Annotated in this window: 23 protein-coding genes; 16 read left to right on the top strand and 7 right to left on the bottom strand. The window is 72.4% G+C overall.

What is annotated here, in order from left to right:
- Positions 1-142 precede the first annotated feature (142 nt).
- The 8 genes from BLQ73_RS01475 to BLQ73_RS01440 all read left to right on the top strand — a co-directional run bounded on the left by BLQ73_RS01475 (position 143) and on the right by BLQ73_RS01440 (position 6085).
- Positions 143-712, top strand: a complete 570-nt coding sequence (locus BLQ73_RS01475; RefSeq protein ID WP_093167387.1) for an SseB family protein — start codon at positions 143-145, stop codon at positions 710-712.
- Positions 713-788: 76 nt separating this feature from the next.
- Positions 789-1499, top strand: coding sequence for a prepilin peptidase (locus BLQ73_RS01470; protein ID WP_245690672.1), 711 nt, complete (start codon positions 789-791; stop codon positions 1497-1499).
- Positions 1500-1559: 60 nt separating this feature from the next.
- On the top strand, positions 1560-2738 hold the full coding sequence (gene aroC / locus BLQ73_RS01465; protein ID WP_093167385.1) for a chorismate synthase: 1179 nt from the start codon (positions 1560-1562) through the stop codon (positions 2736-2738).
- Positions 2735-3241 (top strand): shikimate kinase, encoded by a 507-nt coding sequence (locus BLQ73_RS01460; protein WP_218125570.1) that lies wholly within the window; start codon positions 2735-2737, stop codon positions 3239-3241. Before aroC ends, BLQ73_RS01460 begins: the two co-directional genes overlap by 4 nt.
- Positions 3238-4314, top strand: a complete 1077-nt coding sequence (gene aroB, locus BLQ73_RS01455; protein WP_093167383.1) for a 3-dehydroquinate synthase — start codon at positions 3238-3240, stop codon at positions 4312-4314. The genes BLQ73_RS01460 and aroB overlap by 4 nt, the downstream gene beginning before the upstream one ends.
- On the top strand, positions 4311-4745 hold the full coding sequence (gene aroQ / locus BLQ73_RS01450) for a type II 3-dehydroquinate dehydratase (protein ID WP_093167381.1): 435 nt from the start codon (positions 4311-4313) through the stop codon (positions 4743-4745). The genes aroB and aroQ overlap by 4 nt, the downstream gene beginning before the upstream one ends.
- On the top strand, positions 4742-5503 hold the full coding sequence (locus tag BLQ73_RS01445; protein ID WP_093167379.1) for an SGNH/GDSL hydrolase family protein: 762 nt from the start codon (positions 4742-4744) through the stop codon (positions 5501-5503). Before aroQ ends, BLQ73_RS01445 begins: the two co-directional genes overlap by 4 nt.
- A 78-nt stretch (positions 5504-5581) precedes the next feature.
- Positions 5582-6085 carry a hypothetical protein gene (locus tag BLQ73_RS01440; protein WP_093167377.1) on the top strand — a complete coding sequence of 168 codons (504 nt, stop codon included), beginning with the start codon at positions 5582-5584 and terminating at the stop codon, positions 6083-6085.
- On the opposite strand, the gene BLQ73_RS01435 is transcribed toward BLQ73_RS01440, so the two are convergent.
- Positions 6022-7953, bottom strand: a complete 1932-nt coding sequence (locus tag BLQ73_RS01435; protein ID WP_245690703.1) for an ATP-dependent DNA helicase — start codon at positions 7951-7953, stop codon at positions 6022-6024. The two genes, BLQ73_RS01440 and BLQ73_RS01435, sit on opposite strands and share 64 nt — an antisense overlap.
- 360 nt (positions 7954-8313) lie before the next feature.
- Here BLQ73_RS01435 and BLQ73_RS01430 point away from each other — a divergent pair, with 360 nt between their 5' ends.
- Both BLQ73_RS01430 and BLQ73_RS01425 read left to right on the top strand, forming a co-directional pair.
- On the top strand, positions 8314-9819 hold the full coding sequence (locus BLQ73_RS01430) for a hypothetical protein (protein ID WP_143020070.1): 1506 nt from the start codon (positions 8314-8316) through the stop codon (positions 9817-9819).
- A gap of 89 nt (positions 9820-9908) precedes the next feature.
- Positions 9909-11495, top strand: coding sequence for a Na+/H+ antiporter (locus BLQ73_RS01425; RefSeq protein ID WP_093167372.1), 1587 nt, complete (start codon positions 9909-9911; stop codon positions 11493-11495).
- Positions 11496-11538: 43 nt separating this feature from the next.
- On the opposite strand, the gene BLQ73_RS01420 is transcribed toward BLQ73_RS01425, so the two are convergent.
- Positions 11539-11796, bottom strand: coding sequence for a UBP-type zinc finger domain-containing protein (locus tag BLQ73_RS01420; protein WP_093167370.1), 258 nt, complete (start codon positions 11794-11796; stop codon positions 11539-11541).
- A 112-nt stretch (positions 11797-11908) separates the two neighbouring features.
- Here BLQ73_RS01420 and BLQ73_RS01415 point away from each other — a divergent pair, with 112 nt between their 5' ends.
- From BLQ73_RS01415 to BLQ73_RS01405, 3 genes are all read left to right on the top strand, one after another.
- The gene (locus BLQ73_RS01415; RefSeq protein ID WP_093167368.1) at positions 11909-12307 is read left to right on the top strand and encodes a hypothetical protein; all 399 of its coding nucleotides are present in this window, start codon (positions 11909-11911) and stop codon (positions 12305-12307) included.
- A gap of 208 nt (positions 12308-12515) precedes the next feature.
- On the top strand, positions 12516-12863 hold the full coding sequence (locus tag BLQ73_RS01410; RefSeq protein WP_093167366.1) for a YidH family protein: 348 nt from the start codon (positions 12516-12518) through the stop codon (positions 12861-12863).
- Positions 12860-13198 (top strand): YidH family protein, encoded by a 339-nt coding sequence (locus BLQ73_RS01405; RefSeq protein ID WP_093167364.1) that lies wholly within the window; start codon positions 12860-12862, stop codon positions 13196-13198. Before BLQ73_RS01410 ends, BLQ73_RS01405 begins: the two co-directional genes overlap by 4 nt.
- A gap of 39 nt (positions 13199-13237) precedes the next feature.
- Here the strand turns inward: BLQ73_RS01405 and BLQ73_RS01400 are convergent, their stop codons facing one another.
- Positions 13238-13897, bottom strand: a complete 660-nt coding sequence (locus BLQ73_RS01400; protein WP_093167362.1) for an SRPBCC family protein — start codon at positions 13895-13897, stop codon at positions 13238-13240.
- Positions 13894-14517 (bottom strand): winged helix-turn-helix domain-containing protein, encoded by a 624-nt coding sequence (locus BLQ73_RS01395; protein WP_218125569.1) that lies wholly within the window; start codon positions 14515-14517, stop codon positions 13894-13896. Before BLQ73_RS01395 ends, BLQ73_RS01400 begins: the two co-directional genes overlap by 4 nt.
- A 153-nt stretch (positions 14518-14670) precedes the next feature.
- Between BLQ73_RS01395 and BLQ73_RS01390 the strand changes: the two genes are divergently transcribed.
- Positions 14671-15312: a TetR/AcrR family transcriptional regulator gene (locus tag BLQ73_RS01390; RefSeq protein WP_093167358.1), complete on the top strand. Its 642-nt coding sequence runs from the start codon at positions 14671-14673 to the stop codon at positions 15310-15312.
- Positions 15313-15458: 146 nt separating this feature from the next.
- Here the strand turns inward: BLQ73_RS01390 and BLQ73_RS33760 are convergent, their stop codons facing one another.
- Both BLQ73_RS33760 and BLQ73_RS01380 read right to left on the bottom strand, forming a co-directional pair.
- Positions 15459-15977: an aggregation-promoting factor C-terminal-like domain-containing protein gene (locus tag BLQ73_RS33760; RefSeq protein ID WP_245690670.1), complete on the bottom strand. Its 519-nt coding sequence runs from the start codon at positions 15975-15977 to the stop codon at positions 15459-15461.
- Between the two features lie 599 nt (positions 15978-16576).
- Positions 16577-17575, bottom strand: coding sequence for a LacI family DNA-binding transcriptional regulator (locus BLQ73_RS01380; RefSeq protein WP_093167356.1), 999 nt, complete (start codon positions 17573-17575; stop codon positions 16577-16579).
- Positions 17576-17775: 200 nt separating this feature from the next.
- Here BLQ73_RS01380 and BLQ73_RS01375 point away from each other — a divergent pair, with 200 nt between their 5' ends.
- Positions 17776-18996, top strand: coding sequence for an ABC transporter ATP-binding protein (locus BLQ73_RS01375; protein ID WP_093167354.1), 1221 nt, complete (start codon positions 17776-17778; stop codon positions 18994-18996).
- 267 nt (positions 18997-19263) lie between these two features.
- Positions 19264-20013, top strand: coding sequence for an SDR family NAD(P)-dependent oxidoreductase (locus BLQ73_RS01370; protein WP_093167352.1), 750 nt, complete (start codon positions 19264-19266; stop codon positions 20011-20013).
- A gap of 172 nt (positions 20014-20185) precedes the next feature.
- Here BLQ73_RS01370 and BLQ73_RS01365 read toward each other — a convergent pair whose 3' ends face one another.
- Positions 20186-21175: a pirin family protein gene (locus BLQ73_RS01365; protein ID WP_093167350.1), complete on the bottom strand. Its 990-nt coding sequence runs from the start codon at positions 21173-21175 to the stop codon at positions 20186-20188.
- Positions 21176-21313: the final 138 nt, after the last annotated feature.

Genomic DNA, 21313 nt, shown 5'->3' with positions numbered 1-21313 from the left:
GCACCGCGGTGACGGACATGCCGTACGGCGCCGCGCAGCGGGGCTCATGCCGTACGGCCCGGCGCGGCGGCGGCGCGGCGCGGCGGCGGGGCGGCGCGGCGTCGGGACGGGGACCGGTGCGGGACGGGGATAGGCTCGGGGCGTGCCGAGCATTCCCCAGCCCCTGGTCCCCGATGACGACGGCCGCGCCGACGCCGCTGTGGCGGCGGCTCTGGCGGCTCACGCCGAGGGGCGGGCCGAGGCCGGGGAGGTCGTCGCGGCCCTCAGCCGGGCGCGGCTGCTGGTGCCGGTCGTGGCCCTGCTCACCGAGTCCGAGGTGGGGGCGCACGGCCTCAAGCAGGAGAAGGAGAGCGAGATGGCTCTCCCGAAGCTGGTCGGCAAGGACGGCCGCGAGGCGGTGATCGCCTTCACCGGCGTCGAGCCGCTGGCCAGGTGGCGGCCCGACGCGCGGCCCATCCAGGTCACCGGGCCGCAGGTCTGCCGGGCGGCCCTCCAGGAGGACGCCGCGGCGGTGGTCCTCGACGTGGCCGGGCCCGTCTCCTTCGTCCTGGAAGGCGCTCTTCTGCACACCTTGGCCGTCATGGACCGCCCGGCCGATGAGATCGCCGAGGCGCTCACGGGCGCGGTCCACGGCGTCACCGTCGCCCGTCTCGGCCCCGAGGAGGTCCCGGCGCGGAAACGCCGCTTCCCGTGGCTCCGCCGTACGCCCTGACGACTCAGGGCCCGGCGACGACTCAGAGCCCGGCGTTCGGCCGCCGCGGCCGTCCCCGGTGCCGTAGGGTCGCGGGGTGCTTTCCGGGCTGCTTGTCGGGGTGCTTGTCGGGGCGGTGGCCGCCGGGCTGCTGGGCGCCGTCGCCGGGCGCGTTGCGCGCGGGGCGGCGGCGGGGTTCGGCGACGAGCCGGGCGGGTGGGCCGAGTTCCGGGGCGCCTTCCGCGCGCCCGCCCTCCGGGGGCGCGGGGTGGGCGTCGAGCTGGTCACCGGGGTGATGTGTGCGGCGGTCGTCTGGCGCTTCTCGGGCCTGTGGCCGTACGCCCCAGCGGGCGGCGCGGCGGTGCCGTACGGCGCGGCGCATGCGGCCGCCGGGCTCTACGCGGTGGTGGCGGGCGTGCTGCTGGCGCTGGTGGACCGCCGGACGCACAGGCTGCCCGACACCGTGACGCTGCCGTCCTACCTTGTGCTGGCCGCCCTGATCGCGGTCGCGGGCGATCTCGGGCCCGCGCTGGCCGGCGGGCTGGCGCTGGGCGGGATCTATTTCGTGCTCTGGTGGATCAGGCCGGCGGCGCTCGGCCTCGGAGACGTCAAACTGGCCGGGCTGATCGGCATGGTGTGCGGCATGCTGGGCGCCCAGGCGTGGACGGTCGCCGCCCTGGGCGGGCAGCTCCTCGGCGCCCTGTACGGCGTGGGCCTCGTTCTACGGCGCAGGGCCACCATGACGACGGAGTTCGCATTCGGCCCGTTCCTCCTCCTCGGCGGCTTGACCGGCGTGCTGATCCCCTAGAAGATCCCCGGCCCGTGGCCGGGGAGCACGCACAGCACCGCGCATGGAAGACTTAGGGGCATGTTGCGCTGGTTGACCGCAGGGGAGTCCCACGGCCCCGAGCTTGTCGCGATCCTTGAAGGGCTGCCCGCCGGGGTGGAGGTGACCACGGCCGACCTGGCCGAGGCGCTGCGCCGCCGCAGGCTCGGCTATGGCCGCGGGGCACGGATGAAGTTCGAGCAGGACGTGGTGACGATCGTCGGAGGGGTGCGGCACGGCCGCACGCTCGGCGCCCCCATCGCGGTCCGGGTGGGCAACAGCGAGTGGCCCAAGTGGGAGACCGTCATGGCGGCCGACCCCGTCCCCGCCGAGGAGCTCGAGGGCCTGGCCCGCAATGCGCCGCTGTCGCGGCCGAGGCCCGGCCACGCCGACCTCGCCGGCATGCAGAAATACGGATTCGACGACGCCAGGCCGGTGCTCGACCGGGCGAGCGCCCGTGAGACCGCGGCGCGGGTGGCGCTGGGCCAGGTGGCCCGCAACTACCTCAAGCAGGCGATCGGCGTCGAGATCGTGAGCCATGTGGTCTCCATCGGCACGGCGGCCGCCCCCGCCGGCACGCTGCCCGGCCCCGCCGACCAGGCCGCGATCGACGACGACCCGGTGCGCTGCTTCGACGCGGCGGCGAGCGCGGCCATGGTCGCGGAGATCGACCAGGCCCACAAGGACGGCGACACGATCGGCGGTGTCGTCGAGGTGCTGGCCTACGGGCTGCCCCCGGGCCTCGGCAGCTACGTCCACTGGGACCGGCGGCTCGACGCGCGCCTCGCGGGCGCGCTGATGGGCATTCAGGCGATCAAGGGGGTCGGCGTCGGCGACGGGTTCGAGACGGCCAGACGGCGCGGGTCGGCGGCGCACGACGAGATCGTCGGCACGTCCGAGGGCGTGCGGCGGGTCACCAACCGGGCCGGCGGCATCGAGGGCGGCATGACCAACGGCGAGGTGCTGCGGGTGCAGGCCGCGATGAAGCCGATCTCCACGGTGCCGCGGGCGCTGTCCACCATCGACGTCAGGACCGGCGAGTCGGCCAAGGCCATCCACCAGCGCAGCGACGTGTGCGCGGTGCCCGCGGCGGCGATCGTGGCCGAGGCGATGGTGGCGCTCGTCCTCGCCGACGCGGCGGCGGAGAAGTTCGGCGGCGACTCGGTCGAGGAGACGGCGCGCAACGTGGCGGGCTACCTGTCGTCCCTGGTGATCAAGTGACCGCGCCGAGGGCGGTGCTGATCGGCCCGCCGGGTTCGGGGAAGTCGACGGTCGGCAGGCTGCTGGCCGAGCGGCTCGGCGCGGGGTTCCGCGACACCGACGCCGACATCGAGGCGGCGGCGGGCAAGCCGGTGTCCGACATCTTCGTCGAGGACGGCGAGGAGCGGTTCCGCGACCTTGAAGCGGAGGCCGTCAGACTCGCGCTGGCCGAGCACGACGGTGTCCTGTCGCTCGGCGGCGGCGCGGTGCTGAGCGAGCGCACCCGCGAGCTGCTGGCGGGGCACACCGTGGTCTACCTGGAGGTGCCGCTCGACGAGGCGGTCAAGCGGGTCGGCCTGGCGCAGGCGAGGCCGCTGCTCGTGCTCAACCCGCGCAGCAGGCTGCGCGCGCTCATGGAGGAACGCCGGCCGCTCTACGAGGGCCTGGCGACCGTCCGGGTGAACACCGGGGGACGCGAGGCCGACGAGGTGGCCGACTCGATCGTCAAGGAGGCCGGGCTGTGACCGCGACCCGGATCACCGTCAAGGGCGACCCGCCGTACGACGTGGTGGTGGGCACAGGCGTCCTCGGTGAGCTGCCCGGGCTCGTCGGGGTGGGCGCGCGCACGGTCGCCGTGATCCACCCCGAGACCCTGCCGGAGATCTCCCGCCCGGTGTGCGGGGCGCTGTCGGCGGCCGGTTTCACCGTGGTGCCGCTGCCGGTGCCCGACGGCGAGCGGGCCAAGACCGCCGAGGTCGCCGCCGGCCTGTGGTCGGCGCTCGGCCGCCACGGCTTCACCAGGTCCGACGCCGTCGTCGGCGTCGGCGGGGGCGCGACGACCGACCTCGCCGGATTCGTCGCGGCCACGTGGCTGCGCGGCGTGAAGGTCGTGCAGGTGCCGACGACGCTGCTCGCCATGGTCGACGCGGCCGTCGGCGGCAAGACCGGCATCAACACGCCCGAGGGCAAGAACCTCGTCGGATCTTTCCACCCGCCGGCCGGGGTGCTGTGCGACCTCGCCACGCTCGTCTCGGTGCCGCGCCCCGATTACGTGGCCGGCCTCGCCGAGATCATCAAGGGCGGTTTCATCGCCGACCCGGTGATCCTCACACTGATCGAGGACGACCCGGTGGGCGCGCGCCACCCCGAGGGCGTCCACACCCGCGAGCTGATCGAGCGCAAGGTCCGGGTGAAGGCCGACGTCGTCGGCGCCGACCTGCGCGAGTCGGGGCTGCGGGAGATCCTCAACTACGGCCACACGCTGGCCCACGCGATCGAGCGCGTCGAGCACTACCGCATGCGCCACGGCGAGGCCGTCGCGATCGGCATGGTGTTCGCGGCTGCGCTGTCGGAGCTGTCCGGCCACGCCGCGCCCGGCCTGGTCGAACGCACCCGTTCCATCCTCACCTCGGTCGGGCTGCCCACCTCCTACCGCGCCGACGCCTTCCCCGCCCTGGCCGAGCACATGAGCGTCGACAAGAAGAACCGCGGCGCCACCCGCCGGTTCGTCGTCCTCGACGACATCGCCCGCCCCGCACGCCTGGAGAACCCGTCCGAGGAGCTCCTCCTCGCCGCCTACCGCGAGGTCGTCCGATGAGACCCGTCTACGTGCTCAACGGCCCCAACCTCGGCAGGCTCGGCATCCGCGAGCCCGACGTCTACGGCTCGCAGACGTTCGAAGACCTCGTCGAGCTGTGCCGTGAGGCCGCGCGCGAGGTGGGCCTGTCGGCGGAGGTGCGGCAGACCGACGACGAGGCCGAGCTGATCTCGTGGCTGCACGAGGCCGCCGACCTGCGCATCTCCGTGGTGCTCAACCCGGCGGCGTTCACGCACTACTCCTACGCGCTGCGCGACGCCATCGCCCAGCGCACCGCGCCGCTGGTCGAGGTGCACATCTCCAACCCGGCGGCCCGCGAGGAGTTCCGCCACACCTCGGTCGTGGCGGCGGTCGCCACCGGCACCATCGCCGGCTTCGGGTTCCAGTCCTACGTGCTGGCCCTGCGGGCCATCGCAGGGATGGAGGCGTGACCTCCTACGGCTCGTTCGCGGCAATCGGCGACAGCTTCACCGAGGGACTCAGCGACGAGGGGCCCGACGGCGCCTACCGGGGGTGGGCCGACCGCGTCGCCGACCACCTCGCCTCGCTGACGCCCGGCTTCCGCTACGCCAACCTCGCCGTCCGCGGAAAGCTGCTCGACCAGGTCGTCGACGACCAGGTGCCGCTCGCCGTGGAGATGCGCCCCGACCTGGTCAGCCTCTGCGCCGGCAACAACGACCTGCTCCGGCCCGGCAGCGACCCCGACGCGATGGCGGGCAGGCTGGCCCGGGCCATCCGCGACCTGCGCGCCACGGGCGCCGACGTGGTGCTGTTCACCGGGGTCGACCCTCGCGACAGCCCCCTCCTCGGCCGCGCCCGGGGCAAGTTCGCCACCTACTACCTGCACATCCGATCCCTCGCCGACCTGTACGGCTGCCGCCTCGTCGACCTGTGGTCCATGCAGGGCCTGCGCGACTGGCGGGCCTGGAACGCCGACCGGCTCCACCTCAACGAGGTCGGCCACCGCCTCGTCGCCGCCAAGGTGCTCGCCGCCCTCGGCGTCCCGGACGGCGGCGAATGGCGCATGACCTGGCCCCACGCGGCACCCGTCACCCCGGCCGCCCGCCGCGCCGACGACGCCCGCTGGGCCCGCGAACACCTGCTGCCCTGGGTCGGCCGCCGCCTGCGCGGCACCTCCTCCGGCGACGGCCTCCCCCCGAAGCGCCCCCACCTGACCGAATGGCCCTGACCGCGGCGACATGACGACACGCCGTCGTCAAGCACTAAAGTAAAGTGGATTGCCCTCGACCTCGGCCGAGCAGAGCAGGTGTGGCGAGGCGCGAAAGCGCGCTTCCTGTCCCAGGTGGTCGGGCCGCATTTCGAGCAGCTCTGCCGCGACTGGGCTCTGCAGTACGGCGAGGTCCTCGGTGGGCCGGTGGGAGAGGTGTCCGCCGGTGTGGTGCCGGATCAGGTCAACCGCACGCAGATCGAGGTGGATGTCGCGGTCTTCTCGCCGGAGTGGCCCGGTGAGCGCCGCCGCCTCTTGTCTCTCGGAGAGGCCAAGTGGGGGGAGGTCATGGGCCTACGCCACGTGGAGCGGCTCCGGCGTGCGCGGGAGCTGCTCGCTCGGGGCAAGGTGGACGCGGAGGGGGCCACGCTGGTGTGCTACGGCGGGGCAGGGTTCGACGAGGAGCTGCGGGAGCTGGCGGCCGGGGACGACTCGGTGCGGCTCGTCGATCCGGCGGGGGCTCTATGGGGCGGGCGAGGTCAGGAGTCGCGGAGGCGTTTGAGGGCCGCGCGGGCGACGTCGGGGTCGGCGGTGGTCCAGTAGGGCGGGAGTGAGTCGCGCAGGAAACTCGCGTAGCGGGCGGTGCTGAAGCGCGGGTCGAGGACGGCGATGACGCCCTTGTCGGTCTGGGAGCGCAGCAGGCGGCCGGCGCCCTGGGCGAGTAGGAGGGCGGCGTGGGTGGCGGCGACCGCCATGAAGCCGTTGCCGCCCTTGGCGGCGACGTGGCGCTGGCGCGCGGAGGTGAGCGGGTCGTCGGGCCGCGGGAACGGGATGCGGTCGATGATCACCAGCCGCAGCGAGGGGCCCGGGACGTCGACGCCCTGCCAGAGGGACAGGGTGCCGAACAGGCAGGTCTCCTCGTCCTCGGCGAACTCCTTGACCAGGAGCGAGGTCGAGTCGTCGCCCTGGCACAGCAGGGGCACGCCGAGCCGGTCGCCGAGGGCGTCGGCCGCGGCGCGCGCGGCGCGCATCGAGGAGAACAGGCCGAGGGTGCGCCCGCCGGCCGCCTCGACGAGCTCGGCGATCTCGTCGAGGTATGCCTGGGGGAGGCCGTCGCGGCCGGGCTGGGGCAGGTGGCGGGCGGTGTAGAGGATGCCGCTGCGCGCGTGGTCGAACGGCGAACCGACGTCGAGACCGGTCCAGTGGCCGTCGGGCAGCCCCCACTGCCGGGCGAGCCCGTCGAACGTGCCGCCGAGGGCCAGCGTGGCGGAGGTGAGCACCACGGTGCGGTCGCCGAAGAGCGTGTCGCGGAGCATGCCGCCGACGGTGAGGGGCGCGACCTTGAGGGTGGGGGGCCGCCGGTCGGTGCCGGCCTCCAGCCAGACCACGTCGGCCCGGTCGACCTCGTCGGCGTGGCCGAAGGCCTCCAGCATGCGCACGGCGGTGTCGTGCACCTCGTCCAGGGCGGTGAAGGCGATCTTGCGTGCCGCGGCGGAGTCGGGGTCGTCCTTGTCGGCACCGCGGGGGCCGAGCGCGGTCACGCACACCCGCGCGGCGTCGCGGACGAGGGCGAGGGTCGCGCCGAGCACTTCGGGCAGCTCATCGACGCGTCCGGCGGGCGCGGCGGCGAGCAGCGCCTTCAGGTCCTCGCCCGCCTCCTGCAGGCGGTCGGCGAGCGGCTGGTCGACGAGCCGGGCGATCCGCCGTACGGCGAGGGCCACGCCGGCCTCCGACAGCTCGTCGGTGACGATGGAGGTGACCCGGTCGACCAGCTCGTGGGCCTCGTCGACCACGACGGCGCCGTGCTCGGGCAGGACGGCGAACTCCTCCATCGCGTCGATGGCGAGCAGGGCGTGGTTGGTGACGACGATGTCGGACTCGCCGGCCCGCTGGCGTGCCAGCTCGGTGAAGCACTCAGCGCCGCTCGGGCAGCGCTGCGCCCCGAGGCACTCCTTGGCGCTGACGGAGAACTGCCGCCACGCCTGCTCGTTGACGCCGGGCACGAGCTCGTCGCGGTCGCCGGTCTCGGTCTCGTCCGCCCACTCCTGGATGCGCTGCACCATGCGCCCGGTGACGCCGACCTCACGCGCGTCGAAGAGCTGGTCCGGCTCGTCGTCGGGGAACCCGGCCGCCGCCTTGTGGCGGCACAGGTAGTTGCGGCGGCCCTTGAGGATGGCGAAGGAGATGTCGCGGGGCAGGAGCCCGTCGAGCGCCTCGCGCAGGCGCGGCAGGTCGCGGTCGACGAGCTGCCGCTGGAGCGCGATGGTGGCGGTGGAGACCACGACCGCCTCGCGCTCGGCCACGGCGTGGCGCACGGCGGGCACGAGGTAGGCGAGGGACTTGCCGGTGCCGGTGCCCGCCTGGACGGCGAGGTGCTCGCCTTCGGCGAGCGCCCGGGTGACCGAGCGGGCCATGGCGAGCTGGCCGGGCCGCTCGCTGCCGCCGAGGGAGCCGACCGCCGCGTCGAGCAGCTCCTCGACCCCGGGGAGGTCCGCCCCGGGGAGGTCCGCGGGGGCGGTCGCGGGGGGACCGGTGGGGGTTTCGTCGGCGGAGTTCTCGTCGGGCACGACAGCAAACGGTACCCTCTTCCGGGGCCGTTCGAGGCCGCGCGGGGAGTCGTCGAGCGGATGCATACCGGCATTCCGGAACCGGAGGGCTATGTTGCGTGGCACACTGGCGGTGCCGTCTCCGCGACCCGGGAAGAATGGTCGGATTAAGATCTTCCACTCGTGGTCGTTCGGGGTTCGGGGATGGGGATCGAAAGACCGGTTCGGTAGGGTTCGCCGGGGTCGAGTGGACGAATAAAGGCTGGTTAAAGCACTATGTCTGCCATGTCGGAAGTTGTCCCGTTGCCATCGTTCGGTGAGGTGTTCTTCGACGCACGAGGTCAGGAGCGCGTGCTCCGGGTGACCTGGCACGAAGGCACGCTGGTGCTCAGCCTATGGCGAGGCGAGATGTGCACCGCGAGCTTCCGTATGCCTCTGGAGGACGTCGACCGCCTTCTCGACACGCTCGACGAGGGGTTCGCCGAAGCGTCCGGCGTAGCGCCCGAAGAGGGCGAGGACGGCGGTTACGCGGAGGAGGGCGGCTACCCCGGCACCGGGCAGTATGTGCGGCCCGAAGGCCCGCCTCAGGGGCACTATGACGCCGAGACGCAGGTCTCGCCGGCGGTGGAGGAGCGCTCGGCGCCCACGGTCGGCCCCAACGACGTGCTGGTCGCCCGCGGCGCGGAGAGGCCCGTCGGCGGCTATCCGGGGCCCGGCGAGGTCGTGCCCAGGGAGAACATGATCGTCGGCGACGCCCTGCCGTACGGCCAGGCCGACGCCGAGCCCGTCTACCAGATGCCGGGCGGCCCCTTCAGGTCACCCGCCGCGAGCGCCCCGCCGCGCACCGACCCCCACGGCTTCGCCGCGCAGTCCGCCCAGTCCGCCCAGCCCGCCCACGCCGCCGACCCCGGCTACGGCTCCCAGCCCCTCAGCGGACCGCACACCGGCTCCTACGGCACGCCCCCGCAGCAGCGTCCCGCGGCGGACGAGCCCTACGACATGCCCGGCAGGCAGGCGCCCGACCCCTACGGCCGGCAGGCCGACCCCTACGGCGGCCCCGGGGACTCCTATCCGGGCCTCGGCGGGCAGTCCGCCGACCCCTACGCCGCCCGGCCCCGTGCCGACCAGGCCGCCGACCCGTTCGCCGGCACGACCTACGGCACCCCCCGGGGGGCGCGGGCCGAGGCCCCCGCGGAGCCGTACGCCGCCGATCCCTACGCGTCCGACGGCTACGCGGGCGACGGCTACGGGGCCGACGCCTACGCCCAACAGCAGCACTACGGCCCTGGCGACCCCGGCACCTCCGAGACCTACGGCCGACGCCGCCGACCCGAGCCGTCCGACGCCTACCCCGGCCGGCAGTACGGCACCGACGCCGGCGGCTCCTACGGGCAGCCGCACCAGCACGGCGTCCCGCCCGATCCGTACGGCGTGCCCGCCGACCCATACGGCGCGGCGGGGCCGCAGGCCCAGGCCTACGGGTCGCAGGGCGGGCCCCTCGACGCCGTGGACCCGCTCGGGATGCGCCACCCGGGAGGGGCGGACTACGCGCAGCCCGACATCGACACGCACATGCCCCGCCCTTACGTGCCCGACCAGATGTACACGACGGGGGAGCGCATGCGCCCCGAGCAGGAGCACGGCGGCTACGGCGACCCCGGCTACGACCGGCAGTACGACGAGCCGGGCTACGACCAGGCGCCCGAACCGCGAGGCGAGCGCGGGGGGCGCGGGGGGCGCGGTGAGCGCCGGGGCGAGCGCCGCCGGAGGGGCGAACGCCACGACTGGTAGGGGCGACGCGCGGCTCACCGCCGCGCACGCCGTACGCTGAACCCTGTGCGAGGGCCTGTCGCGGCCATGGGCCGAGTTCAGGGGGAAGCGTGAACACGACGACCGCGCTTCAGCTTCTCCTGCTCCCCGTCGGGGCGGTCGCGGTGGCGGGCTTCGCCCGCAGGCGCGACCTGCCCGGGCCGCTGCTTCTGGTGCTGGCCGGGCTGCTGGTCTCGTTCGTGCCGGGCGTTCCGGCCTACGAGATCGACCCCGAGCTGATCCTGCTGGTCTTCCTGCCGCCGCTGCTCTACTCCTCCGCGCTGGACAGCTCCTACCTGCGCCTTCGCGACGTCAGGCGGGCCGTCGGCCTGCTGTCGGTCGGGCTCGTGCTGTTCAGCATGTTCGTCGTCGGACTGGTGGTGCACTGGCTCCTGCCCGGGTTGCCGCTCGCCGCCGCGTTCGCCCTCGGCGCGATCGTGGCGCCGCCCGACGCGGTGGCGGCGGTGGCCGTGGCGCGCAGGCTGCGGCTTCCCCGCCGCCTGATCACGATCCTGGTGGGCGAGAGCCTGTTCAACGACGCGACCGCTCTGACCGCCTACCGCGTCGCGGTCGGCGCGGTGATGGGCCAGGGCATCAGCATGCTCGGCGCGGTCTCCCAGTTCGTGCTGTCGTCGGTCGGGGGAGTGGCGGTGGGGTTCGCCATCGCCATCCCCCTGACCTGGATACTCGCGCGTCTCCGCGATCCGCTCGTGGAGAACACCGTCATGCTGCTCGTGCCGTTCGCCGCCTACGTGGCCGCCGAGCTGCTCCACTCCTCGGGCGTCATCGCCGTCGTGATCGTCGGCCTCTACCTCGGCCACCGGATGCCCCGCAGCGGCTTCGGCACCCGGTTGATCTCCGATGCCGTGTGGAAAGTGATCACCTTCGTGCTGGAGGCGGTCGTCTTCGCACTGATCGGGCTGCAGGTCAAGCCGATCATGGAGGGGCTGTCGGGGCATAGCGCGTGGACGCTCGCGGCCTACGCGCTCGCCGTCTACGCGGCGGCGGTGGTCGCCCGGGTCGTCTGGGTCATACCGGGCACCTACCTGCCGCGCCGGCTCTCCCGCAAGATCCGTGACATCGACCCCTCACCGCCCTGGCAGCACGTCGGCGTGATCTCGTGGGCGGGCATGCGCGGGGTGGTGTCCCTGGCCGCGGCGTTCGCCATGCCCGCCGGCTTCCCCGAACGCGACCTGCTGCTCTTCCTGACCTTCACCACCGTCGTGGCGACGCTGCTCGTCCACGGGCTCACCTTCCCGAGGGTGATCCGCAGGCTTGGCGTGACCGCCGATCGGGAGGTGTACGAGGACAACCTGGCCGAGGCCGCCGCCCAGCAGGCCGCCGCGGAGCAGGCTCTGGCCACCCTGGAGGAGCTCACCAGGAACGGCGTCTCCGACGTGCACGCGGAGGTGGTCGACCACCTGCGCACGCGCGCCGAACGCCGCGCCCTGCACGCCTGGGAGCGGCTCGGCGGCGGCACGGGACCGGCGGGGGAGGAGACCCCGAGCACGGTCTACCGGCGGCTGCGGCGCGAGATGCTGCAGGCCGAGCGCGACGTGCTCGTACGGCTCCGCGACGAACGCCGCATCGACGACGAGGTGCTCCGGCGCGTCATGCAGGAACTCGACTTCGAGGAGGCCACCCTGGAGCGGGACTGACCGCGACCGACCGCGACCGAGAGCGACCGAGCGCGACCGGGGGTCAGCCGACGATGCCGTCCACGTAGCACCACCGCCAGTGTTCGCCGGGTTCGAAGGACGTGATGGCGGGGTGTGACGTCTCGCGGTGGTGGGCCGTGGCATGCCGGTTGGGCGAGGAGTCGCAGCAGCCAATATGCCCACATGTCAGGCACTTACGAAGATGCACCCAGCTTGATCCGATTTCAAGGCACTCCTCGCACCCCTCGGTCGTGTGCGGCGCCGGGTCGTCCGCGGCGCGAAGATGTTCACAGGTGCTCATGGTCTCTCCCCTTCCCAGCCCCTCTGGCGATCGTATGGCGAGGCCGGCGGCGGCCTCGCGCCCCCCTCCGTATTCCCGTCGGCGCCGCCTCCCGTTGGGTAGTGTCACAGGCATGCGACTCATCTCGCGGCGTCACGCCCCCATCGCCACCGCCGCGCTGGCCGCGGTTCTCCTGACCGGGTGCAGCGAAATCCAAGAGGTCAACAACGCCGTGGACAAAGTCCAGGCATGCGCAGAAGCCGCCAAGATCGCTACCGACCTCGCCGGCAAGGTCGTCGGCCTGGCGACCGACCCGGCCGCCTTGGAGAAGGCGCTCAACGAGGCGGCGGCCAACCTGAGAAGCACCGCCGAGAAGGCCGGCAACACCACGCTGGAGGAGGCCGCCAACGGGCTGGCCAAAACCTACGAGAGCATCACCGTCGAGAACGCCAACAACGCGGTGGACGCCGCCCAGAAGGTCGTGACCGACACCGCTCAGCACGTCAGCTCCATCACCGCGGCCTGCGGCTGATCCACCTGACCCGCCTGATCCGCCTGATCCGCCTGCCCCCCGGGGCGGCCCGCGGTCCGGGGCCGTCCGGGGGCTCCGGCCGACCGGTGGGCCACCGGGTGCGGCAAGAGCACCGGGCTGGATGATGTACGGCACCGGACCGTCACTCTGGGTGAGTGTCGCCAACCCGCCTTTCGGATGGGAAATAAGGCGAAATTAGCCTGAATTCATGAATGCCCAGGGAAAAGAGCCGGACCCCCGATTCACGCTGGCCAACGAACGCACCTACCTCACCTGGCTCAGCACCTCCCTGGCACTCAGCGCCGCCGGGGTGGCGATCGCCGCCGTGCCCACCGGGGCGTTCACCCCCTGGCTCCGGACCCTGCTCGCCATCCTCCTCATCACCCTGTCCACCGCCGCGGCCCTCATGTCCTACCCCCGCTGGCGCCGCGTGGAGCGCGCGATTCGCAGCGATACCCCCCTGCCCACCCCCGCCCTGGCCCCGGTGCTCGGGTACGGCGTGGCGGCGGTGGCCGTACTCGCGCTTGTCCTGGTGCTCGTGGCCGGGCTGGCATGAACCGGCGCGAGCAACCGGGCATCTGGGACCCCGGGCTGCCGAGCGAGCGCACCCGGCTCGCGTGGGTGCGCACGGCCACCGCGCTCGCGGTCGGCGGCCTCGGCGCGGCCGGTATGACGCTGCGTGTCCGGGCGCCCGCCCTGGACACCGCCGCGTTCGTCATGGCCGCGTTCTGCGGTGCCGTACTGCTGGCGCGCACCGGCCTGCGCTACGCGCGCGTGCAGCGGGCCCTCCACGAGAACCGGCCGCTCGGGCACAAGGCCGACGGGCTCCTCGCCTGGATCGGTGTGCTGGCCGTCGCCGCGGGCGCCTTCCTGTTCGTGCTGACCGTCTGAGCGCGTGCTGACCGTCTGAGCGCCGCAGCCCGGCCGCCGTCAGAGGGTGACCTCGGCGTCCCGCGCGGCGGCCGACCAGCGGGACTCCCAGCGCTCCCGCAGCTCCGCGAACGCCGCGTCGGGCAGGCCGTAGGCCGCCACGGTGACGCCGATCGGGCCCGCCGCGTCGTCGGAGAGCGGGCGCTGTGCCTCGAGCGCGATCAGGTGCCCGCCGCCGTCGACCACGACGCGCTGGTAGACGCTCTCATGCCAGACCTCCCGAACCCCTCCCGCCGAGGCGGCGGCGAGGGCCGCCGAGGCCGTGGCCGTACCGGTCAGGAAGAGCGTACGGCGGCGCCCCGCGGGCTTTCGCTCAAGCCAGAAGCGCAGTTGCGCGAAGAACGTGCGCCACCCTTCCCGCAGCCCGTCGTAGAACCCCTCCCAGTCGGCGTCACCGGCGGGTCCTGCCATGGTGACCCGCACGACCGTGCGGCGGTCGTCCGGCACGAGCGTGATCGCCTGGCCGTTGTCCCAGGTGATGCTGTCGGGTGGAGCATGCTCGGCGTGGTCGGCGAAGATGAACCGGATCTCGTCGCCGATGCCGGGGTGGTCCCAGCCGAACCATTCGCTCACCTGGTCGAGCCTGGTCAGCGCGTTCCACACCTCCTCGGCAGGCGCCTCGATCGCCTGCTCGACGCGGAACGCCCTCTGCTCGGTCATGATGTCTCCTTCGTCTGCTCTGCTGCTGTCCGCTCTGCTGCCCGGTCTGCCGTGCCGGGGTGGCCTCCGACGGCGATCCGGTAGGGACGGGACGTCTCGCCGGTGTCGAACTCCCCGGCCAGATCGGCGATCAGCTCGGCCAGGCGTGTGGCGAAGCGCTCGACGTCGGCGGGCCGGGCGAAGCCCACCTCGGTCTCGACGGAGAAGGTGAGCAGCCGCTTGCCCTGCTCGGCCGCGCGGTCGCGCATGGCCGCCACCTCCGAGACCGTGCGGGCGGAGGCCGCGATGAGGGCCTCGGCGGCGAACCGGTCCTGCCCCGCGGGCCCGAGCTCTCCGATCACCTCCGGAGCGACGATCACCGCGTGCGCGGTGACGCGCAGCAGTCTCTCAGTACGGCCGCGCCGCTGCCGCAGCTCCACAAGCTCGACGAGCCCGGCCTTCTCCAGCTCCCGCAGGTGGTAGTTGACCCGCTGCCGACTCTCGCCGAGCCGGGCCGACAGGCCGGTGGCCGAGGCGGGTTCCCGCAGCTCCGCGAGCAGGCGCTTGCGCAGCGGCGACAAGGTGCCCCGCAACCGCTCGGCCTCCCGGACGACGGTGAGTTCCGTATCGATCACGTCCACGCGCTCCATGGTGCCAATTGAAAAATTCATTTGTCAATTGCCTTCGGCGCGGGGTGCGCGATGCGGGTGGAGGCGCAGGTGGGGGGAGGGAAGTCGGCGCGGCAGACGTGGTAATGGAGACGTGGACAGGGGAATGCCGCTATGAAGGCTGATATGAAGCCGGAGCCCCTCTCCAAAGCGCGCATCGTCACCGCGGCCATCGGGCTGATCGAGCGTGAAGGTGTGGACGCGGTGTCCATGCGCCGCATCGCACACGAGCTCGGCGCGGGGGCGATGTCGCTCTACAACCACATTCCCAACAAGTCGGCCCTCCTGGACGGCGTGGCCGAGCACGTCTTCTCCAAGTTCGAGTTCACCGACGACGCTGCGGCCCCCTGGGAAGACCGCGTCGTCGCCCAGGCGCGGGCCTTTCGGCAGATCGCCCTGCAGTATCCGCGGTGCACGGTGGTCGTCCTCACCCGTCAGCTCAAGTCGCCGACGGGGCTCCTCCCCACCGAGCGGGCCCTGGCCACGTTCCGCAGCGCCGGGTTCGACCGGCCGCAGGCGGTGAGCATGCTGCGGGCCGTCGTCGCCTACATCGTGGGCTCGCTGCTGCGGGAGGTCGGGGTCACGCCGTCCTTCGACCCGGCCGGCGGGGGAGGGTCGCTCGGCGGCAGCGTGGACCCGGCGCGGTTCCCCGAGGTCGCCGACATGGCCGCGCTGCTCGCGACGTGCGACCATGACGACGAGTTCGAGTTCGGGCTGCGCATGCTGGTCCAGGCGATGACCATGCTGCCGCGCGGCGTGGCGAGCTGACGTGTGCCCGGGGTCCGCGCGCGGACCCCGGGCATCGTTGAGCGCACCCTTCCCCCGGGCACTCAGCCGGCGTTTCCCATCCCCGTTCCCCGGACCGGCCGGATCGGCGAGGTCGAGGCGGGGGCTGGGGAATACTCAAATTGACTTCAGTACCAGTTGCGCGATTGGAAATGTCCCCACGCGCCGCACGCGGTTCCGTAGCGGCCCTTGATGTACTTCAACCCCCAGCGGATCTGCGTGGCCGGGTTGATGCGCCAATCCCTGGCGACCCCGCTCATTTTGCGACCGGGAAGCGCCTGAGGAATGCCGTAGGCCCCAGATGACGGATTCTGGGCGCGGTGGTTCCAGTTACTCTCACGGGTCCAGAGACTGTCGAGGCAGCGGAACTGGCGCATCGACCACGCCCGCTGGACCACGAGGCGAAACGCGATCGCCTTGTTCTTTCCCGGAGAACTCTTGGCCTTCCTGCCCTTGAACCTGATCTTGGGCTTGACCGATGTCGTCCACGTACGGTGGATCACACGTTTGGGGACGACTCGTTTGCGGGCCGCGCGCTGATTGACCGCGTCGACCGACTCGGCGCGCGTGACGCGCTTATCGGTTTTGGAACGGTCCTGCTGGGCGATCGCCTCTGGTGTGACGCTCATCGCGGCGATCGCGACCATGGACGCGACTGTGGTGCGCAGAGCACAGATACTGTTCAAATCAATCCTTGTCGTCGGGCCGCGTGCGGGCGGCGCGGGCACTGACGTGCCGCACGCTGTGCCGTCCTGACGTCCGTGGCTCGGACGTGGCGTCCCGCGTGGCCACCCGGACCTTCGACCCCCGTGCGAGCGGTCCGCGTGGAACCGCCGGCACGGATGCCTTCCGGTGGCACCGCGACGGGTTTCTCAAGGCGGTTTGTAGTACGCGGCGGGCTCTGTCGCCCTCTATCGGGACACGCGAAAGACAGGTATTTACTCGACGTATGAGTGATGTGTACGGCTGCGCGATCTCCGGTTGACGGGTTCCGGCTTCAGGCATACTTGACCGCAGCGCGAAAATGCCCCGAGCTTGGGGTTTGGGCAGGAAAACCGGCCGTCGAGGGCCGGGAGGACCCGCGCCGCGCCCTCACCGCGAGCGCGTGCGCTCCGGGGCGCGAGCCCGTCTCCACAGGCGTTTCATCGCATGTTCCGCCGCATGTCCCGCCGCGCTGGGGCAGGCGCGACCCGCGGGCGTGGCGGACGGGCGTCGCGGACGGGCGTTCTAGGTGGGCGTGCGCGGGTCAGCGGCGGGGACCGCAGCTGCCGCGGACGAGGAGTTCGGTGGGCAGGACGGTGTCGCGGGTGCGGCGGGCACTCTCGCGCATGACGAGTTCGGCGGCGCGGTAGCCGATGTCCTGCGCGGGCTGGGCGATGACGGTGAGGGGCGGGGAGCACAGTTCGGCCCAGGGGACGTCGTCGAACATGACGATGGAGACGTCGCGGGGGAGGCGCAGGTCGAGTTCGCGGGCGGCGAGGACGGCGGCCTCGCCGAGGACGTTGCCTCCGGCGAGGACAGCGGTGAGGTCGGGCCTGTGCTGGAACAGCCCCGAGGCGGCCGCGTAGGCGGAGTCGCGGGCGGCGCGGGCGGAGACGACGAGCTCGTCGTCGAGGGTGATGCCGAGGGCGGCGAGGGTGTCGCGGAAGGCGCGTAGGCGCGGGCCTTGGCCGGGGCCGCCCAGGTAGGCGATGCGGCGGTGGCCGAGGCCGGCGAGGTATTCCACGGCGGTGCGGACGCCGAGCCGGTCGTCGGAGAGCACGGCGGGCACGTCGTCGCGGCCGGGGGGCCGCCGGTGGGCGAAGACCACGGTGAGTCCGGCGCGCAGCGCGGGGGTCCAGGTGTCGGCGTCGCCGCAGGGCACGGCTATCACCCGGTCGACACTCTGTTCCAGGAACGTGCCAATGAGCTCGGCTTCCAGTTCGGGGTCGTCGCCGGTGGCGCCGATCATCACGGGTTCGCCGGCGGATCGGGCGCAGGACAGGACCCCTTCGGTGAGCCTGCCGTAGAAGGTGTCGGTGATGTCGGGGACGAGGAGGGCGATGCCTCCGGTTCTGCGCTGTCTGAGGTTGCGCCCGAGCGCGCTCGGGCGGTAGTCGAGCCGCGCGGCTGCGGCGAGCACGCGTTCGCGTGTCTCGGGGCTGGCCGACCCGCCGGACAGGACGCGGGACACGGTCGCCACGCCGACGCCCGCCGCGGCGGCGACGTCCTTGATCGTTATACGGTGATGCCCGCTGACCTTCATGGAAACGATTCCATCATGTTTCCATGGCGATGGATAGCCCGAAGGGATAACGACTTGGTGCTGACAAGCCAGTATTCCCATAGGGCTTGACACGCTTGTCCCTTTCGGGTGGGATGCATGAAAACGTATCCACTTCCGGTGGTAAATACCTACGGGGCGGGCCGTCTCCGTGGGGCGGTTCCGGAGCGCGAAGGACTGGCATGGCATCCATCGTTCTAACCAACGTCGACAAGGTGTACGCCGGCGGCGTGAAGGCCGTGAACAGCCTGAACCTTGAGATCAGGGACGGCGAGTTCATGGTTCTGGTCGGTCCGTCCGGCTGCGGAAAATCCACCGCACTCCGGATGGTCGCCGGACTTGAGGACATCAGCGGCGGCGAGATCCGCATCGGCGAGAAGGTGGTCAACCACCTGCCGCCCAAGGACCGCGACATCGCCATGGTGTTCCAGAACTACGCCCTCTACCCGCACATGACGGTCGAGGAGAACCTCGCCTTCGGCCTCAAGCTGCGCAAGATGCCGAAATCGGAGATCCAGAAGCGGGTCAACGAGGCGGCCAAGATGCTCGGCCTGGAGCAGTACCTGAAGCGCAAGCCGGCCGCCCTCTCGGGTGGTCAGCGTCAGCGTGTCGCGATGGGCCGCGCGATCGTCCGCGAGCCGCAGGCGTTCCTCATGGACGAGCCGCTCTCCAACCTCGACGCCAAGCTCCGCGTCTCCATGCGCGCCTCGCTGAACCAGATGCACGAGCGTCTCGGCGTCACCACCGTCTACGTCACCCACGACCAGGTCGAGGCCATGACCCTCGGCGACCGCGTCTGTGTGCTGCGTGACGGTCTCCTCCAGCAGGTCGACACGCCGCAGAACCTCTTCGACAAGCCGGTCAACCTGTTCGTCGCGGGCTTCATGGGCTCCCCGTCCATGAACTTCGTCACGGCCGAGCTGGTCAAGGACGGCGGCACCGCCGTCGCGTTCGCCGGCTACCGCCTGCCGGTGCCCGACTCGACCTTCCACGACAAGCCGGGCCTCGACCAGTACTTCGGGCGCAAGGTCATCCTCGGTATCCGCCCCTCGGACTTCGAGGACTCCGTCGCCGCCAACGGCAACGTCAGCAACGGCTGGGTGCGCATCCCGGCCCGCGCCGAGGTGACCGAGGAACTGGGCAGCGAGATCAACGTGCTGTTCCTCATCGACGCCCCGCCGGTCGAGCACCGCGACACCGTGGCCGCCGCCGACCAGGGCGACGACACCGACACCAGCCTCCCGCTCGTGGGCGGCAAGTCGCTGTGGACGGCCCGCGTCAACGCCCGCAGCCACGTGCGTCCCGGCCAGAACATCGAGCTGGCGGTCGACACGCACAACCTGCACTTCTTCGACGTCGACTCGGGCCTGGCGATCGGCCACCCCGCCAACATCGGACGTTGATCCCACACCGCGGCCCGGCGCCTCCTGCCAGGGACCGGGCCGCGGACGCGGGACGGCGGCCACCTGCCGGCCGCCTGACCGCGCAAGAGGCCCTCGCTGCGACCCCCTCCCGTGGCGAGGGCCTTCCCCTGTCCGGCGCCCTGTGCGCGGTCCCTACCCGGCCCTCTGCCCGGTCTCCCGCGCGGCCCTCACCCGGGCCCGCCGCCCGGCCGGGCGCAGAGCGGAAGGGCCCCTCTCGCGCCCCCTCGCACCACTAGGCTGATCACCATGCCGACCTCTCTCATCACCGGGGCCACCGCCGGCATCGGCGCGGCGTTCGCCCGGCGGCTCGCGGCCGACGGCTTCTCCCTGGTCCTGTCCGCCCGCGACGCGGAGCGCCTGGAGGAGACCGCCCGCGACATGCGCCTCCGCTACGGCGTCGGCGTCGAGGTGCTCGCCGCGGACCTCGCCACCGACGAGGGGTTGGAGACGGTCGAGCGGCGCCTGCGCGAGGACGTCGACCTGCTGGTGAACAACGCCGGGTTCGGCCACACCGGGTCGTTCCTGGAGGTATCGATCGAGGACGAGCTGCGCATGCTGCGCGTCCACTGCGAGGCGGTGCTGCGCTTCACGCACGCGGCCCTCCCCGGCATGGTCGCCAGGGGCCGCGGCGGCGTGATCAACGTCTCGTCGGTCGCCGCCTTCCTCACCGGAAGCACGTACGGCGCGACCAAGGCCTACGTGGTCAACCTCAGCGAGTCCATCGCGGCGGGACTCGGCCGTTCGCCCGTCCGCGTCATGGCGCTCTGCCCCGGATTCGTGCGCACGGAGTTCCACCGGCGGGCCGACATCGACATGTCCGGCCTCCCCGGCCCCCTCTGGCTGTCGGCCGACCGCGTGGCCGACGTCGCGATCCGCGATCTGGCCAGGGGCGTGCGCGTGAGCATTCCCTCCCTGCGCTACAAGGTCATCGCCGCCCTGGGGCGCTACGCGCCGCCGGGCCTGGTCAGCGGGGTCTCACGGATCATCGGCCGCTAGACGCCGACAGCGCGAGCCTCCGGTCCTACGGGATTGGTGCATGCTGTCCGGCCGGGAAGGCGGTCGCCGCAGGCTCGGCGTCGGCTCGCGGTCACGGCCGAAGCAGCCGGCGGGAAGGTGGTGCCCCCAGTGCCCGCCGGCTGTGGAACGGCGGGCACCGGGGAGCCTGAGGTCAGAGCGACTCGTCGCTCGACGTGCGGTGGGCGATCTTCTGTGCGGGCACCACGCCCATGCGCCCGGCCTGGAAGTCCTCGAACGCCTGGACGATCTCGGCGCGGGTGTTCATGACGAACGGCCCGTAGCGGGCGACAGGCTCCCGGATCGGCAGCCCGCCGAGCACGAGGATCTCCCAGCCCGACTGCGACGCCTGCGGCTGCGTGTCCGCGGCCCGCACCGACAGCGCGGACCCCGGCCCGAAGACCGCGAGCTGCCCCTCGTTGAGCGGACGCCCTTCCTCGCCAGCGCTTCCGCTTCCGCTCAGCACGTAGACCAAGGCGTTGAAGTTCTCCGGCCACGGCAGGGCGAGCCTGGCTCCGGGCGCGACCGTGGCGTGCAGGTAGGTGATCGGCGTGTGGGTGGTGCCGGGTCCCTGGTAGCCCGCGACGTCGCCGGCGATCAGCCGTACCAGTGACGCGCCGTCGTCGGCCGCGAGCAGGGTCACGTCACCGGCGCGGATGTCCTGGTACGCCGGAGGCAGCCACTTCTGGGCCTTCGGAAGGTTGACCCAGAGCTGCACACCGTGGAACAGGCCGCCGCTGGCGACCAGCTCCGGCGGAGGCTGCTCGATGTGCTGGATGCCCGAGGCCGCGGTCATCCACTGAGTCGCGCCGTCGGTGATCAGCCCGCCGCCGCCCGTCGTGTCCTGGTGCTGGAACGCGCCGTCGATCATGTAGGTGACGGTCTCGAAGCCCCGGTGCGGATGCCACGGGGTCCCCTTGGCCTCGCCGGGAGCGTATTCCACGGCGCCCATGTGGTCGAGGAGCAGGAACGGGTCGGCAAGCGCCAGGTCCACGCCGGGGAAGGGGCGCCGTACGACGAAGCCCTCGCCCTCGACCTGCCGCGCGGCGGTAATGACCTTGGCCACCTTGCGCCATGCCGTACCGGTCTCGGGCAGGTGCGGCAGGCGGGGCAGGGTCAGCGTGTCTGCGGTGATGGCGGGCATCGTGCCTCCTCCTTGTCGGGCGTCCGACGCTCTGAATGCTCCCCACAACAATAGTTGACGCTTCAACTATTCCGCCACCTCTCCAGCGGCGTCCCGATCGCTCCCGGCCATGCTTCCAGGCGCCGTCATGGGCGGCGC

This window comes from Sinosporangium album (assembly GCF_900100605.1).
Lineage (GTDB): Bacteria > Actinomycetota > Actinomycetes > Streptosporangiales > Streptosporangiaceae > Sinosporangium > Sinosporangium album.
The sequence above is the reverse complement of the archived record's forward strand: the minus strand, read 5'-3'. Positions and strand labels throughout refer to the sequence as shown.

Coding starts and splice junctions, on each gene's coding strand:
- BLQ73_RS01365 (WP_093167350.1), bottom strand. CDS start 21,175: ATGCCCGCCATCACCGCAGACACGCTGACCCTGCCCCGCCTGCCGCAC.
- BLQ73_RS01405 (WP_093167364.1), top strand. CDS start 12,860: ATGAACCGGCGCGAGCAACCGGGCATCTGGGACCCCGGGCTGCCGAGC.
- aroQ (WP_093167381.1), top strand. CDS start 4,311: ATGAGACCCGTCTACGTGCTCAACGGCCCCAACCTCGGCAGGCTCGGC.
- BLQ73_RS01415 (WP_093167368.1), top strand. CDS start 11,909: ATGCGACTCATCTCGCGGCGTCACGCCCCCATCGCCACCGCCGCGCTG.
- BLQ73_RS01410 (WP_093167366.1), top strand. CDS start 12,516: ATGAATGCCCAGGGAAAAGAGCCGGACCCCCGATTCACGCTGGCCAAC.
- BLQ73_RS01420 (WP_093167370.1), bottom strand. CDS start 11,796: ATGAGCACCTGTGAACATCTTCGCGCCGCGGACGACCCGGCGCCGCAC.
- aroC (WP_093167385.1), top strand. CDS start 1,560: ATGTTGCGCTGGTTGACCGCAGGGGAGTCCCACGGCCCCGAGCTTGTC.
- BLQ73_RS01380 (WP_093167356.1), bottom strand. CDS start 17,575: ATGAAGGTCAGCGGGCATCACCGTATAACGATCAAGGACGTCGCCGCC.
- BLQ73_RS01370 (WP_093167352.1), top strand. CDS start 19,264: ATGCCGACCTCTCTCATCACCGGGGCCACCGCCGGCATCGGCGCGGCG.
- BLQ73_RS01375 (WP_093167354.1), top strand. CDS start 17,776: ATGGCATCCATCGTTCTAACCAACGTCGACAAGGTGTACGCCGGCGGC.
- BLQ73_RS01400 (WP_093167362.1), bottom strand. CDS start 13,897: ATGACCGAGCAGAGGGCGTTCCGCGTCGAGCAGGCGATCGAGGCGCCT.
- BLQ73_RS01390 (WP_093167358.1), top strand. CDS start 14,671: ATGAAGCCGGAGCCCCTCTCCAAAGCGCGCATCGTCACCGCGGCCATC.
- BLQ73_RS01430 (WP_143020070.1), top strand. CDS start 8,314: ATGTCGGAAGTTGTCCCGTTGCCATCGTTCGGTGAGGTGTTCTTCGAC.
- BLQ73_RS33760 (WP_245690670.1), bottom strand. CDS start 15,977: ATGGTCGCGATCGCCGCGATGAGCGTCACACCAGAGGCGATCGCCCAG.